The following is a 14,014-nucleotide window of genomic DNA, read 5'->3' as shown; positions in this document are numbered from 1 at the left end:
AATTGCCTCTGCAACCCGAAGTGGCTGCCGATCCGGGGATTCAATCTCAGGGTATATCCGGCTTACCGGCCTGTTTCAGTACCCGCCCCAGATAACTCGCCGCCACACTTTTCGGGGTGTCAGAGCCTACTCCTACAGCCTTCAACCTGTGCCTGATGCTTCGGCGAAATGCCCGTTGCTCAGCGCCGGCGCCAACGCCGTGGCCTGGAGTACCCGCTGCATTTGTGTGTTTTTTGGGGTAACTGATTGAGGTGATCACGCCGTCATGGCGGTTTTTTGTGCTGTCCATTTTTTTCGGGCGGCACCCTTTTGAGTATCGGGGAGTGTTCCTTGGCAGTAAGTAATCTTGAAATGCATGCTTTGTTCGTGTTGGGTGATTTGCGCGCAAAGTTGGTCAAGCTGTTCCAATCTCGTTTTGTCTACATCACCGAACAGTCCGCTGAAGGCTTCTACGTCGCCGAGATCGATACCGCGACCGCGCTGGTGGTGGACGACAAGCCACGCCTGGAACTCAAGGTCGGCGATCATTTTCGCGCCGCCGTGCTGCCCAGCCGCGAAGGCGGCAAGCTGGAGATCCGCTTTCGCGAGATCAAGCTCACCGTCTATGGCCTGGGCGACTATGCCTTTGTCAGCAGCCCCCTGGGGCAGGGGATCGTCTTCAAGGAAGGGCATGCGGTGGTGACGCTCTTCGCCGCCAACGAGCAACTGCAGGAAGGCCTGACCAAGACCCTCAAGGCGGTCACCGCCAAGGCCGCCAAATTCCGCAAGGGCGAACTGGTGAGCTTCAAGGCCAGCGAGTGATGAGCCAGGGCCGCGCCGAGTTTCATCGCCAGCATCAACAGGCCGCCGCCGAAGAGGCCCGGCGCCTGTTCGCCGAAAAGCCGCGCTTGCAGGGCGCCTGGCTGAACTGGGTGGCCGGCGAGCTGTACCACCTGCGTCCGGCGACCTACGCCAGCATGGTGCGCCGCGAGTTGCAGCGCTTGCAGGAGCCGGCGGACCCGTGATGGCCGATCCCGGCATCGCCCCCGGTGGAAAATACGGAACCTCTACTACAGTCAGTTGACTCAATGCTTCAGGGGCCGCGCGCATTGGCGCAGCGGGTCCCTTTTGGCCCAGGTCCCGACTCCGAGAGGTGTACCCCATGAAAGGCTTCCGAGCGCTGCTGGCCAGCGGCCTGCTGACCCTGGCCGGCTTTGCCCCCTTGCCGCCGGCCGTGGCCGCCGAGCCGATCCACTTCGCCGACCTGAACTGGGAAAGCGGCAGCCTGATCACCGAGATCCTGCGCGTTGTGGTGGAGAGCGGTTATGGCTTGCCTACCGACAGCCTGCCGGGCACCACCATCACCCTGGAAACCGCCCTGGCCAGCAACGATATCCAGGTGATCGGCGAAGAGTGGGCCGGGCGCAGCCCGGTATGGGTCAAGGCCGAGGCCGAGGGCAAGGTGATCGCCCTGGGGGATACGGTCAAGGGCGCCACCGAAGGCTGGTGGGTGCCGGAGTACGTGATCAAGGGCGATCCGGCCAGAGGCCTCAAGCCGCTGGCCCCGGAGTTGCGCAGCGTCGCGGACCTGGCCCGCTACAAGGACGTGTTCAGGGACCCGGAAACTCCGGGCAAGGGCCGCTTCCTCAACAGCCCGATCGGCTGGACCTCGGAAATCGTCAACCAGCAGAAACTCAAGGCCTATGGCCTGCAAGACAGCTACGTGAACTTTCGCAGCGGTTCCGGAGCGGCGCTGGATGCGGAAATCACCTCGTCGATCCGCCGGGGCCGGCCGGTGCTGTTCTACTACTGGTCGCCGACGCCGCTATTGGGACGCTACAAGCTGGTGCAGCTGCAAGAGCCGCCGTTCGATGCCGAGGCCTGGAAAACCCTGACCGATGCCGGCAATCCCAACCCGCGCCCGAGCCGTTCCCTGGCCTCGAAGCTGTCGATTGGCGTGTCCGCGCCGTTTCACCAGCAGTACCCGCAACTGGTGAGCTTCTTCCGTCAGGTGGACTTGCCGATCGATCCTCTCAACCAGGCCCTGGCGCAGATGAGCGAAAGCCACAGTGCTCCGCGCGACGCGGCCCGCGCCTTTCTCAAGCAGCACCCCGAGATCTGGCGCACCTGGGTGCCCCGGGACATCGCCGACAAAGTCGCCGCCGCCCTGATGTAGGAGCCGGCTTGCCGGCGAAGAGGCCCGCAAGCCGGGTCAGAAACGGGTCTGCAGCGCCAGTTCGAAGGTCCGCGGGGTGCCCAGGTAATAGGCCGGGGACACATGGGCGAACTGGCCGTAGACCTCGTTGGTCAGGTTGCGTACCCGGCCGGTGACGCTGGTGTGGCTGTCGACCTGATAGCGCAGGAAGCTGCCGTACAGGGTGTAGGCGGGCATGCGCAAGGTGTTGGCGTTGTTGGCGTACACCGAGGCCACGTAGCGCGCGTCGACCCCGGTCTGCCAGCTCGGGGCCAGGTCATAGGTCAACCACAGGTTGGCCACCCGCTCGGGGACGTTGGTCGGGGTGTTGCCCTTGCGCGAGACCACCGCGCCGCTGGCAATCTTTTCGTTGAACTCGTCGTATTCGGCGTCGACCCAGGCGAAGTTGGCTTCCGCCAGCAGCTTGGGCGTCACCCGCAGCGAGCTGGCCAGTTCGATGCCCTTGGAGGTCTGCTGGCCCACGGGAATGCTGTTGGCCGGGTCCTGGGGATCGGTGACGGCAAAGTCCTGGCGTTGGATGCGGTAGGCAGCCAGGGTCGCCGAGCCGCGTCCGTCCAGGTAGTCGAACTTGCTGCCCACTTCCCATTGCTTGCCGGTGGACACCTCGAAGTTCTGGGTGCCGCTGGGCTGTTCGGCGGCGGTGCTGTATTGCACGTAGACGTTGGCGCTGGGCAGGAACTGCCAGGTCAGCCCCAGGCGCCCGGTGAGCGGCTCCCAGTTGCGCTTGAGGTGACGCGGGTTGCTGGCGGTGATCGCCCGGTGGTTGGTCACGTCCAGGTCGATGGCGTCATAGCGCAGGCCGCTGAGCAGGGACAGCTCGTCGGTCAGGGCCAGGCGGTTCTCGACGAACAGGGCACGGGTGGTGACCTGGTTGGTCTTGTCCTTGACCCAGCGCTGGCGGGTGTCCTTGAGGTCATAGAAGTAGCCCGGCTGGAAATGGCCGGGGTCCACGCTGTTGTTGGCTGACACGTTCCACGGTGAGCTGGTGGTGCTGTTGACCTTGTACTCAAAACCCCCGGACCAGGTGGTGTCGAGGCCGAATAACTGATCGTCATGGCGCAGTTCGAACTGGTTGCCGTCCTGCTGGCCCTGGTGCCGCACCAGGTAGGCGGTGGAGCGGTTCACAAGGCTGTTGTCGGCGTTGTACTGGTAGGTCTCCAGGTTGCGGTAGTCGCGCTGGCTGTCCAGGTGGTAGAGGGTGTTGCGCAGCGTGGTACTGGGGTTGATCCGGTAGTCGATGATCGAGCGCAGCCACACCGTGCGCTGTTCATACAGGCCATCGGCGACGTTGTAGTTGTTGAAGCGATTGTGCTTGTCGATCTTCAGCTCGCCGGCCTTGGGGTTGCGCACCGGGGTGCCCCAGTAGGGGCTGTCCTCGTGTTCGTCCTGGTATTCCACGGCCAGGGTGTGGGACAGGTCCGGAGTCAGGTCGCTGAGCAGGGAGAAGGCCAGGCTCCAGGCGTCCCTTTCCTGGCGGTCGATGTAGCCGTTGCTGGTGTTATGGCTGACGTCGAAGCGCGTGTAGTGCTGCACCTCGGCGCCGGCCGGGCTGAGGGCGTGATTGACCCCGAAGGCGGTTTGCGTGGTGTCGTAGCTGCCGTAGCTGAGCAGGCCTTCAGCCGCCTGTTCGCGGCGCTCCGCCAGCTTGGTCACGTAGTTCAGCGAGCCGCCCACGGAGCCGGCGCCATTGATCAGCGAGGAGGGCCCGCCCACCAGTTCCACCCGGTCATAGATCCAGGCGTCCACGGGACGTGCCAGGCCGGTGGCAACGTTGATGCCGTTGAACATCTGGGTGATCTGGCTGCTGCTGAAGCCGCGGTAGGAGACAAAGCCGCCGAACCCCGGCGGCGCACTGGCGTTGACCCCGGGCAGGGCATTGGCGGCGTCCTGGAAGGTTCGCGCGCCCCGGCGCTCGATGTCCTGGCGGCTGGCTATCGCCACCGAGGCCGGGGTTTCGCGCAGGCTCAGGCCCAGGCGCGAGGCCATGCCGCTGGACTGCTCCAGGTCCAGGCCGGGTTCGACGTCCGTGCCCTCGGCGTTGACGGTGGTGGGGACCAGTTCCAGGGCGGATTGGCCCCAGGCGTTGACGGACAGGCAGGCCAGCACGCTGGCCAGCAAAGGAAGCTGTTTCATGGGTGAATCCTGAATGCTTGACTAGGAAAAGAGCCCGCCAGAACGCGCCGCGCAGCAGCGCAGTGGGCGGGTTGAGCACGAGCAAGATTCAGGCGTAGGGCGGTGCCCGAGGATGGGCGGCGGGCCAGGTGAAGCGGGCAGGGAGGTGGGATTGGAACTGGCGGGCCAGCGGCGGCGCCTGGGGTTGCGGCAACAGCGCCAGGCTGAGGCTGGAGTTCAGCGCCGGCCCCATGCCGCCGCTGGAGCACAGCGGGCAACCGAAGGCCTTGGACAGGGTCGGCAGGGAGTCCTGGTCGGCCGGTTGCTGGGACGGCGCCTGGGTGTTGGGATCAATGCTGCAGAACTGCCCGCCGATGCCGTTGAGCTGTTGGCCGAGCATCTGCCCGTGACCGATGCTGCAGGCGAACACGTTGAACAGGACGCAGCAGTAGAGCATCCAGGCAACGAGCGAGCGATCGGAACGGGTCAAATTCATGGGGCGGCACTTTACCACCGAAGGCGACGAACGTACTTACAAAAACCCGTAATCGAGTCCATTCTCTTTACGACTTTTTTACAAGGACGTCTGCCCATGAACCTTCTGCTCGCACAGGGAATGTCCGCTACTTTCCTGTTCATCAGCCTGATCCATCTGTACTGGGCCGCCGGTGGCAAGCGTGGCAGCGACGCGGTGATTCCCCAGGTGCCGGGGCCGGCTCCCGGGCAAAGCCAACCGGCCTTTCACCCGCCGGCCCTGGCCACCTTGCTGGTGGCGGTGGGGCTCTTGCTGGTGGCCATGCTGGTGTGCCTGCGGGTCGGGCTCTACCTGCCGAGCGTGACCCATCCCTCCCTGCAGTGGGTGATCAGCGCCATTGCCCTGCTGATGTTCGCCCGGGCCATTGGCGACTCGGAGCTGGTGGGTTTCTTCAAGCAAGTGCGCGACTCGAAGTTCGCCCGTCTCGACACCCTGTTCTACTCCCCGCTGTGCGTGGTACTGGGTGCCGGCCTGCTGGTGCTGGCCTGGGCTTGAAGGGCAAGCCCGCCCACTGTGGCCGCTGGCTTGTGTAGGAGCTGGCTTGCCAGCGAAGGCGCCAGCCGATTCGCTGCAAGGCTCACAGGCCTCTTCGCCGGCAAGCCGGCTCCTACATGGGGTGGGTGGGCTCAGTTGCCGCTTTCGTTGCGTTTGCTGCTGACTTCCGCCGGGACATCGTCGCCGGCCATGCGCTTGCGGAACAGCGCCGCCCGGGCCAGCAGCAGGGTGGTCACCGGCACCGTGATCGCCAGCAGGATCGGGATCAGCCAGGCATGTAGCACCGGCCCGGACTTGAGCGCGGAAAAGTACAGGATCGAGGCCAGGGCCACGGTCCAGGAACCCATGGTCGAGGCCAGGGCCGGCGGGTGCATGCGCTGGAAGTAGCTCCTCATGCGCAGGATGCCCAGGGCGCCGATCAGGGCGAACAGGCTGCTGATCACCAGCAGCACGGCCACCAGGACCTCCACCCAGAGGGGCAGTTGTTCCAGGCTGTTCATTCGATCACCTCGCCGCGCAGGAGGAATTTGGCCAGGGCGAAGGAGCCGACAAAGCCGAACAGGGCGATCAGCAGCGCCGCCTCGAAGTAGGTGTCACTGGCGTAGCGGATGCCCAGCACCAGCATCATCAGCATCGCCAGGATGTACAGGTAGTCCAGGGCCAGGACCCGGTCCTGGGCCGAGGGGCCCTTGAACAGGCGCACCAGGGTCAGGACCATGGCCAGGGAAAACAGGAACAGGCTCAGCAAGATTGCGTTGGTCAACAGCACGCTCATTCGAAAATCTCCATCAGCGGGCGCTCGTAGGTCGCCTTGAAGTGCTGGATGAATTGCCCTTCATCCTGCAGATCGAAGACGTGCAGCAGGAGAATGCTGCGGTCCAGGGACAGCTCGGACCAGACCGTGCCCGGCACCACCGTGGTGATGGTGGACAGCGCCGCCAGGCCGTTGGCGTCGCGCAGGTCCAGGGGGATCTTGACGAAGGCCGAGCGCACCGGGCGGCGTCCGTCGTTGAGCACGCCCCAGGCCACGATCAGGTTCGATACCAGCACGTCGCAGCCCACCCGCAACAGCAGGCGCAGGATGGTGCCGGGACGGCGGATGCGGATCGGCAACGGCCGCAACGGGCGCATCAGCAAAGGCGCGAGAAAGCCCAGGATGGCCCCCAGCAGCAGATTGCCGGGGCTGATGGACAGGTTCAGCACCAGCCACAGCAGCCACAGTGCCAGGGACAGGAAGGGCGCGGGGAACAGGCGCTTCATGGTTGCACCTCCAGCGCCGCGGCGGCCTTGGACTCGGGGCTGAGCACGGTGCGGGTGCCCAGCACCGCCATCACATAGTGCTCCGGATGATTGAGGCTGTCGGCGGTGGCCTGGGTGAAGCGCAGCAGCGGCTCGGCCTTGAAGCTGAGCAGCACGCAGAGCCCCAGCAGGGCCACGATCGGCAGGCATTCCAGGCGCCGCAACACGGGCGAGGGCCGCTCCTCCGGGCTCCAGAAGCGCTGGATCCCCAGGCGCGCGAAGGCGATCAGCGAGGCCAGGCCGGAGAGGATCAGCAGCACCAGGAAAAACCAGCCCGCCAGCGGGATCGGCGTGTCGCTGCTGGTGCCCAGGCCCGTCGGGTTGAGCAGGGCGGCGATCAGGTTGAGCTTGCCGATAAAGCCCGACAGCGGCGGCATGCCGATGATCAGCAGGGCGCAGGCAATGAAGCTCAGGCCGAGGAAGGCCATGGTCCAGGGAATCACCTGGCCGACCACCACTTGCTGTTCGTCATCGAGGTTGCTGCCCCGGGGCGGCGGCAGGGCTTCCATGGGCCGCGGGAGGATTTCGCCTTCGTCTTCCAGGGGCACTTCCACCGCCGAACGCGAACGCTCGATCAGCTCCGCCAGCAGGAACAGCGCGCACAGCGCCAGGGTCGAGCTGAACAGGTAGAACAGCGCCGCGCCGGTGAGCGCCGGCTGGGCGAAGCCGATCACCGCGATCAGGATGCCCGCCGACACCAGGATGCTCAGGCTGGCCATGCGCTCCAGGCGCTGGGCCGGAAGAATCGCCAGGGCCGCGCAGAAGATCGTCGCCAGGCCGCCGTAGATCAGCCACTGGTTGCCGAAGTAGGCCGAGGCCCCGGCCTGTCCGGAGAACAGCAGGGTCCACAGGCGCAGCACGGTGTAGATGCCGACCTTGGTCATGATCGCGAACAGCGCCGCCACCGGGGCGCTGGCCGAGGAATAGGCCGGCACCAGCCAGAAGTTCAGCGGCCACATCCCGGCCTTGGCCAGGAAGGCGATGGCCAGGATCGCCGTGCCGGCGTGCAGCAGGCCGCGGTCGGCTTCCGGCACCAGGGGGATCTTCATCGCCAGGTCGGCCATGTTCAGGGTCCCGGTGACCCCGTAGATCATCGCCGTGCCGATCAGGAACAGCGACGAGGCCAGCAGGTTGATGGTGATGTAGTGCAGCCCCGAGGACACCCGCGCCCGGCCCGAGCCGTGCAGCATCAGGCCGTAGGAGGCCGCCAGCAGCACCTCGAAGAACACGAACAGGTTGAACAGGTCGGCGGTCAGGAAGGCGCCGTAGAGGCCCATTAGCTGGATCTGGAACAACGCATGGAAGCTGGCCCCGGCGCCGTCCCAGCGGGCCATGGCGAACAGCAGCGCGCTGACCCCGATGATCCCGGTGAGCACCAGCATCAGCGCCGACAGGCGATCGACCACCAGGACGATGCCGAACGGCACCTGCCAGTTGCTCGGCAGGTACACGCCGAACGAACCGGTGGCGCCCTGGACCTGGGTCCAGTACAGCAGGTAGGCCGCCAGGCCCAGGCCCAAGAGGGTCGACAACAGGTTGATGCGGGCCTTCAGCGGGCGGTGCTTTTCTCCCAGCAGCAACATCACCGCGGCGGTCAGCAGCGGCAGGAGGATGGGGGCGACGATCAGGTGCGACAACGAACTCATTCCTTGGGCTCCCGGCCGTCGACGTGGTCAGTGCCGGTCAGGCCCCGGGACGCCAGGAGCACCACCAGGAACAGCGCGGTCATGGCGAAGCTGATGACGATGGCGGTGAGCACCAGGGCCTGGGGCAGGGGGTCGGTGTAGTGCAGCAGGTCCTGGGGCACGCCGTCCTTGACGATCGGCTCCTTGCCGATGAACAGGCTGCCCATGCTGAAGATGAACAGGTTGACCGCGTAGGACAGCAGGCACAGGCCCATCACCACCTGGAAGGTCCGCGGGCGCAGGACCAGCCAGACTCCGGAAGCGGCGAGGACCCCAATGGCGATTGCGATGACTTCTTCCATCAGGCGGCTCCGCTCTTGATCAGGGATTTGGACTGGCTGGCCGGCTTGTGGGCCCGCACCGACTGGTGCGCCAGGGCGGTGAGGATCAGCAGGGTCGCGCCCAGCACCACCGCGTACACGCCAATGTCGAAGAACAAGGCGCTGGCGATATGGATATCGCCGAACAGCGGCAGGTCCACGTGCACCGTGTGGGTGGTGAGGAACGGATAACCCCAGGCCAGCGCGCCAAGGCCGGTGGCCAGGGCGAACAGCAGCCCGGTGCCCATCCAGCGCAGCGGCCGCAGGCTCATCTGCGCCTCGACCCATTGGGTGCCCGCCACCATGTACTGGAGGATGAAGGCCACCGACATCACCAGCCCGGCGACGAAACCGCCGCCCGGCAGGTTGTGCCCGCGCATGAACAGGTAGAAGGACACCACCAGGGCAATCGGCAGCAGCAGGCGCACCAGAACCGCCGGCACCATCATGAAGCCCAGGGCGGTGTCGCTGGCCTGGCGCGGGTTGACCAGGTCGGTGACCACGTCCGGGGCCAGCAGGCGCTGTTGCGCCGGCAGTTGCATGCTCTCCTTGGGCGGGCGGAAGCGCCGCAGCAGGGCGAACACGGTCAGGGCCACCGCCGCCAGCACGGTGATCTCGCCCAGGGTGTCGAAGCTGCGGAAGTCCACCAGGGTCACGTTGACCACGTTGGTGCCGCCGCCTTCAGGCAAGGCACGGCTGAGGTAGAACGAGGAAATGTCGTTGGGGGTCGGACGGGTCAGCATGGCGTAGGACAGCACCGCCATGCCCAGGCCCACGGCGATCGACAGGCTCAGGTCGCGCAGGCGGCGGATGCGCGCCTTGGGCACGCTGCTGGGCAGCGGCGACACTTCTTCGATCCGCCGCGGCAGCCAGCGCAGGCCGAGGAGGATCAGCACCGTGGTCACCACTTCCACCACCAACTGGGTCAGGGCCAGGTCCGGCGCCGAGAACCAGACGAAGGTCACGCAGGTCATCAGCCCGCACACGCTGACCATGGTCAGGGCCGCCAGACGGTGGTACTTGGCCTGCCAGGCGGCGCCCAGGGCACAGGCGATGGCCAGCAGCCAGAAGGTCACGAAGACGATGGAGCCAGGGATCTTCGGCCGGTCGCCCCAGGTCAGCTGGCTGTAGAGCATGGGAATCAGGCCGGTAATCACCGCCGCCAGAATCAGCAAAAACAGCTGGGTCTGCAGGCGCTTGGTACTCAGCCGCCGCTCCAGCCGCCGGGCCAGGCGGGTCGTGCCCACCAGGCTGCGTTCGAACAACAGCTTGCCGTTGAGACGGCCCACCCCCGGCGGGTAGGCGAAACGGCCCGCCACCAGCGGCTTGTGCAGCAACAGGTAGAGGACGATGCCGCAGGACATGGCGATCAGGCTCATGATCATCGGCGCGTTGAGGCCGTGCCAGATCGCCAGGCTGTACTCGGGCAGGGTCCCGCCCACCACCGGCAGCGCCGCAGCGGCCAGCAGCGGACCGATGATCTGCGCCGGGAAGATCCCCACCAGCAGGCAGGTGAACACCAGCAGTTCAACCGGGGCGCGCATCCAGCGCGGCGGCTCGTGGGGCGTGTGGGGCAGGTCGGTGGCCGGTTCGCCGAAGAACACATCGACGGTAAAGCGCAGGGCGTAGGCAACGCTGAAGGTTCCGGCGAGGGTGGCGATCACCGGCAGGGCAATTTCCACCCAGGCGCTGGAGTTGATGAACACCGTCTCGGCGAAGAACATCTCCTTGGACAGGAAGCCGTTGAGCAGCGGCACCCCGGCCATGGAGGCGCTGGCGACCATGGCCAGGGTCGCGGTGTAGGGCATCAACTTGATCAGGCCGTTGAGCTTGCGGATGTCGCGGCTGCCGCTCTCGTGGTCGATGATCCCGGCGGCCATGAACAAGGACGCCTTGAAGGTGGCGTGGTTGAGGATGTGGAACACCGCCGCCACCGCCGCCAGGGGACTGTTCAGGCCCAGCAGCAGGGTGATCAGCCCCAGGTGGCTGATGGTGGAGTAGGCCAGCAGGCCTTTCAGATCGTTCTGGAACATCGCGCAGTAGGCGCCCAGCACCAGGGTGCAGGCCCCGGCGCCGCTGACGATGTAGAACCATTCTTGGGTGCCGGACAACGACGGCCACAGGCGGGCCAGGAGAAACACCCCGGCCTTGACCATCGTCGCCGAGTGCAGGTAGGCCGAGACCGGCGTTGGCGCGGCCATGGCGTGGGGGAGCCAGAAGTGGAAGGGGAACTGCGCGCTCTTGCTCAAGGCGCCCAGCAGGATCAATGGCAACAGGATCGGATAGAGCGCGTGGGCGCGGATCTTGTCTCCGGCAGCTAGCACCTGATCCAGGTCGTAGCTGCCGACCACATGGCCGAGCAGCATGACCCCCGCCAGCAGGCACAAGCCCCCGGCGCCGGTGACCATCAGCGCCATGTAGGCGCCGCGGCGGGCATCGGAGCGGTGGTGCCAGTAGCCGATCAACAGGAAGGAGAAGAGGCTGGTGAGCTCCCAGAAGAACACCATCTGGATCAGGTTGCCGGAGATCACCAGGCCGAGCATGGCCCCCATGAACGCCAGGAAGAAGGCGAAGAAGCGCGGCACCGGATCTTCCGGCGACATGTAGTAGCGCGCGTACAGCGCCACCAGGCTGCCGATGCCCAGCACCAGCAACGAGAACAGCCAGGCGAATCCGTCCAGGCGCAGCACGAAATTCAAACCCAGGCTTGGCAGCCAGGTATATTCCTCGCGGATAATCCCGCCGTCGGCGATCTGCGGGTACAGCAACGCCACCTGGATGGTGCCAATGAGTGCCACCAGGCCAGCCAGCAGAGATTCAGTGTTACGTGCGTTGTGCGGCAGCAGGGCCGCCAGACAGCTGCCAATGAATGGCAGAAGCAGTAGAACTATCAGGGACATAGGCTTCTAATCTGCGGAAAAGTATGACGCATAATACGTGCCAGGCCGCCGATCACCAACCGCCATGGGCGGCCCGGCCCCCCAAAGAAATGTTACATGCGCTTTCAAAGGTAGGAGACAAATGCCTGATGCGCCCGTTCATCGGGTGCTGTGGGGCAAATGTCCTGCCCAGCTCAAGCCGCCACAAGGATCGACAAGGGTGCACATGATTAAAGGATCGGCCCTGGGCCGGCTGTTTCGACGCGGCTGTTTCGCCTTGCTGTTCACCGCCTTCGGCGCCGGGTTGGGGGTGGGTGTGGAGCATTATCTCGACCGACCCGACATGCTCAAGACCCGCCAGGCGCTGATCATCGAAGGCCCGATGGGGGATGATCGGACCTACCAACTGCCAGCGGGCACGGTGCTCTATTTTGATCGTGCCTTTGCCGAGGGGCACGTGCTCTACCACGCCTATTTCTATTTCCACGGCGAGCCTGAAAATGACCGGGTACTGCTGGAGCCCAAGCACCAGGGCTCGTTGACCGTCCCGACCTGGCTCTACGCCCCCGGCGACCCCGCGCTCTAGGCGCTGGCTCGCCAGCGAAGAGGTCCGCAAGATCGCCTTCGCCGGCAAGCCGGCTCCTACACTTCCCCACGATATCCCTGCCAACCGTAGGAGCTGGCTTGCCAGCGAAGAGGCCTGCAAGACCGCCTTCGCCGGCAAGCCGTCTCCTACACACCGTCCGCTGTCTGGTCGATCAATGCCGGCGTGGCCCGGCCCTTGGGCTTCCATTCGCTGATAATCACTGCCAGCACGATCAAGGCTCCGCCCAGCAGCGCCAGTCCGGGCAGGCGTTCTCCGGCGATCCGCCCGACGATCCCGGCCCACACCGGCTCACCGGCATAGATCAGGGTGGCGCGGGTCGGCGAGACGCTTTTCTGCGCCCAGTTCATCGCCACCTGGATCGCCGCACTGGCCGCCCCCAGCCCCAGGGCGCTGGCCAGCAGCAGCCAGGAAAATGCCGGCAGCGCCTCGCCGGTCGGCAGCACCATGGCAAAGGCCAGCAGCGAGGTGACCGCCAGTTGCACCACCGTCACCCGGCGCACATCCACTCGCCCGGCGAAGCTGCTGATGAGGATGATCTCCGCGGCAATCGCCACCGTGCTGATCAGGGTGGCGATTTCGCCGGGGCTGAAGTCCAGTGACGCGCCATTGGGCCCGGACAGCAGCATCAGGCCGCTAAAGGCCAGCATGATGCCGATGCTCGGCAGCAACCCCGGGCGCTTGCCCATGAACAGCCACTGCAGCAGGGGCACAAAGGGCACATACAAGGCGGTGATGAACGCCGACTGGCTGCTGGGAATGCTTTGCAGGCCGACGGTCTGCAGGCCGTAGCCGAGCATGATGGCGGTGCCGATGAAGCTCCCGGCGCGCAGTTCGAACACATTCAGACCGCGCAGGTGGCGCAGTGAAAACAGGGCGACGATGCACGCCGCCGCGGCAAAGCGCAGGCCGACGAAGAACATCGGTCCGCTGACGCTCATGGCGTGCTGCACCAGCAGGAAGGTGCCGCCCCAGATCATGGTGATCAGCACCAGCACCGCTTCGGCCCTGCTGAGTGGGAAGCGCGTTGCGCGGGAGGGCGTTGAAGTCATGGCCTTGCGTGCTACCTGAGGGGGGACGCACAATGCGCCGGAAGCTGGGCAGTATACTGCGCAGGCCCGGAGAGCGAGCAATATAGTGCACAAAGATAACGTCCAACGGGCTTCGGTCCTGCAACATGTCAGCCTCAACGTGCGACGCCTGCGCCATGCCGCAGGCCTGAGCCAGAGCGCCCTGGCGGAAAAGTCCGCGGTCAGTCGGCGGATGCTGGTGGCCATCGAGGCCGGGGAGAAGAACGTCAGCCTCGGCACCCTGGACCGGGTGGCCGAGGCCTTGAACGTGGCTTTCAGCGACCTGATCCAGGCCCCGGATTCCCGCGACCCGAGCCGGATCAACGAGCTGGCCTGGGCCGGCGTCATCCCCGGGAGCAAGGCGCTGCTCCTGGCCAAGGCCGAAGCCAGCCGTGAAGTGGAACTCTGGGAGTGGCAGCTCGAGCCCGGCGAGGTCTATCACTCGGAGTGCGACACCGTCGGCTGGAGCGAGCAGATCTACGTGGTCGAGGGTTGCCTGACGCTGTTCTTCGGCGACGCCGAGCGGCGCCTGGAAAGCGGCGATTTCTTCATGTTCGCCAGTCATGTGCCCCACGGCTATCGCAATGACGGGCCCCTGGCCACGCGCTTCGTGCGCAACGTGGTGTACTGATCGCCCAGGCGCGGCGGTCACTGTTGGCCAGCCAACAGCGGTTGAACATTTTGCCTGTTTTCAGTTGATGCCTTTTCTCTGAAAGAATCCTCAAGCTATTGAATTAAAAGAATTTTATATTTAGGCACGACTCCTGCAATTGTCCTGATAGCGAGCACCCCAGCGGTGTTCATCTTGATCTTCAGGACGT

14 protein-coding genes and 1 pseudogene are annotated in these 14,014 nt (G+C 65.3%); 6 read left to right on the top strand and 9 right to left on the bottom strand.

Going from position 1 to position 14,014, the window contains the following annotated elements:
- Positions 1-351: 351 nt before the first annotated feature.
- The 3 genes from GGI48_RS01785 (at position 352) to GGI48_RS01775 (ending at position 2,155) form a co-directional block, all read left to right on the top strand.
- Entirely contained in the window at positions 352-801 is a 450-nt protein-coding gene (locus GGI48_RS01785) for a hypothetical protein (protein ID WP_016962865.1), read from the top strand.
- Complete coding sequence (locus tag GGI48_RS01780; RefSeq protein WP_179596600.1) at positions 801-1,004, top strand: hypothetical protein; 204 nt, start codon at positions 801-803, stop codon at positions 1,002-1,004. Before GGI48_RS01785 ends, GGI48_RS01780 begins: the two co-directional genes overlap by 1 nt.
- A gap of 137 nt (positions 1,005-1,141) precedes the next feature.
- Positions 1,142-2,155, top strand: a complete 1,014-nt coding sequence (locus GGI48_RS01775; protein WP_179596598.1) for an ABC transporter substrate-binding protein — start codon at positions 1,142-1,144, stop codon at positions 2,153-2,155.
- A gap of 36 nt (positions 2,156-2,191) precedes the next feature.
- Here the strand turns inward: GGI48_RS01775 and GGI48_RS01770 are convergent, their stop codons facing one another.
- Together GGI48_RS01770 and GGI48_RS01765 are read right to left on the bottom strand one after the other, a co-directional pair.
- Positions 2,192-4,327, bottom strand: coding sequence for a TonB-dependent siderophore receptor (locus GGI48_RS01770; protein ID WP_179596596.1), 2,136 nt, complete (start codon positions 4,325-4,327; stop codon positions 2,192-2,194).
- An 88-nt stretch (positions 4,328-4,415) separates the two neighbouring features.
- Positions 4,416-4,802 (bottom strand): DUF2946 domain-containing protein, encoded by a 387-nt coding sequence (locus tag GGI48_RS01765; RefSeq protein WP_020372517.1) that lies wholly within the window; start codon positions 4,800-4,802, stop codon positions 4,416-4,418.
- A 96-nt stretch (positions 4,803-4,898) separates the two neighbouring features.
- On the opposite strand from GGI48_RS01765, the gene GGI48_RS01760 reads away from it, so the two are divergent.
- Positions 4,899-5,336, top strand: a complete 438-nt coding sequence (locus tag GGI48_RS01760; protein WP_042940481.1) for a DUF3995 domain-containing protein — start codon at positions 4,899-4,901, stop codon at positions 5,334-5,336.
- A gap of 131 nt (positions 5,337-5,467) precedes the next feature.
- On the opposite strand, the gene GGI48_RS01755 is transcribed toward GGI48_RS01760, so the two are convergent.
- From GGI48_RS01755 to GGI48_RS01730, 6 genes are read right to left on the bottom strand one after another with little or no spacing between them, the layout of a single operon-like run.
- A complete protein-coding gene (locus GGI48_RS01755; RefSeq protein WP_179596594.1) occupies positions 5,468-5,836 on the bottom strand; it encodes a Na+/H+ antiporter subunit G in 369 nt (122 codons plus the stop codon).
- On the bottom strand, positions 5,833-6,111 hold the full coding sequence (locus GGI48_RS01750) for a K+/H+ antiporter subunit F (RefSeq protein WP_016962858.1): 279 nt from the start codon (positions 6,109-6,111) through the stop codon (positions 5,833-5,835). The genes GGI48_RS01755 and GGI48_RS01750 overlap by 4 nt, the downstream gene beginning before the upstream one ends.
- Positions 6,108-6,596 carry a Na+/H+ antiporter subunit E gene (locus GGI48_RS01745; protein WP_016962857.1) on the bottom strand — a complete coding sequence of 163 codons (489 nt, stop codon included), beginning with the start codon at positions 6,594-6,596 and terminating at the stop codon, positions 6,108-6,110. Before GGI48_RS01745 ends, GGI48_RS01750 begins: the two co-directional genes overlap by 4 nt.
- The gene (locus GGI48_RS01740) at positions 6,593-8,281 is read right to left on the bottom strand and encodes a monovalent cation/H+ antiporter subunit D (protein ID WP_179596592.1); all 1,689 of its coding nucleotides are present in this window, start codon (positions 8,279-8,281) and stop codon (positions 6,593-6,595) included. Before GGI48_RS01740 ends, GGI48_RS01745 begins: the two co-directional genes overlap by 4 nt.
- Positions 8,278-8,622 (bottom strand): Na+/H+ antiporter subunit C, encoded by a 345-nt coding sequence (locus GGI48_RS01735; RefSeq protein WP_011060906.1) that lies wholly within the window; start codon positions 8,620-8,622, stop codon positions 8,278-8,280. The genes GGI48_RS01740 and GGI48_RS01735 overlap by 4 nt, the downstream gene beginning before the upstream one ends.
- The gene (locus GGI48_RS01730; RefSeq protein WP_179596590.1) at positions 8,622-11,540 is read right to left on the bottom strand and encodes a monovalent cation/H+ antiporter subunit A; all 2,919 of its coding nucleotides are present in this window, start codon (positions 11,538-11,540) and stop codon (positions 8,622-8,624) included. The genes GGI48_RS01735 and GGI48_RS01730 overlap by 1 nt, the downstream gene beginning before the upstream one ends.
- 205 nt (positions 11,541-11,745) lie before the next feature.
- Here GGI48_RS01730 and GGI48_RS01725 point away from each other — a divergent pair, with 205 nt between their 5' ends.
- The gene (locus GGI48_RS01725; protein WP_179596588.1) at positions 11,746-12,105 is read left to right on the top strand and encodes a hypothetical protein; all 360 of its coding nucleotides are present in this window, start codon (positions 11,746-11,748) and stop codon (positions 12,103-12,105) included.
- Between the two features lie 146 nt (positions 12,106-12,251).
- Here GGI48_RS01725 and GGI48_RS01720 read toward each other — a convergent pair.
- A pseudogene (locus GGI48_RS01720) lies at positions 12,252-13,266 on the bottom strand (DMT family transporter).
- Between GGI48_RS01720 and GGI48_RS01715 the strand changes: the two are divergent.
- Positions 13,261-13,824: a helix-turn-helix domain-containing protein gene (locus GGI48_RS01715; protein ID WP_016962852.1), complete on the top strand. Its 564-nt coding sequence runs from the start codon at positions 13,261-13,263 to the stop codon at positions 13,822-13,824. The pseudogene GGI48_RS01720 and the gene GGI48_RS01715 sit on opposite strands and share 6 nt — an antisense overlap.
- The last annotated feature ends 190 nt before the right edge of the window (positions 13,825-14,014 follow it).

The sequence above is a fragment of the Pseudomonas protegens genome (assembly GCF_013407925.2).
GTDB lineage: Bacteria > Pseudomonadota > Gammaproteobacteria > Pseudomonadales > Pseudomonadaceae > Aquipseudomonas > Aquipseudomonas fluorescens_AP.
The sequence above is the reverse complement of the archived record's forward strand: the minus strand, read 5'-3'. Positions and strand labels throughout refer to the sequence as shown.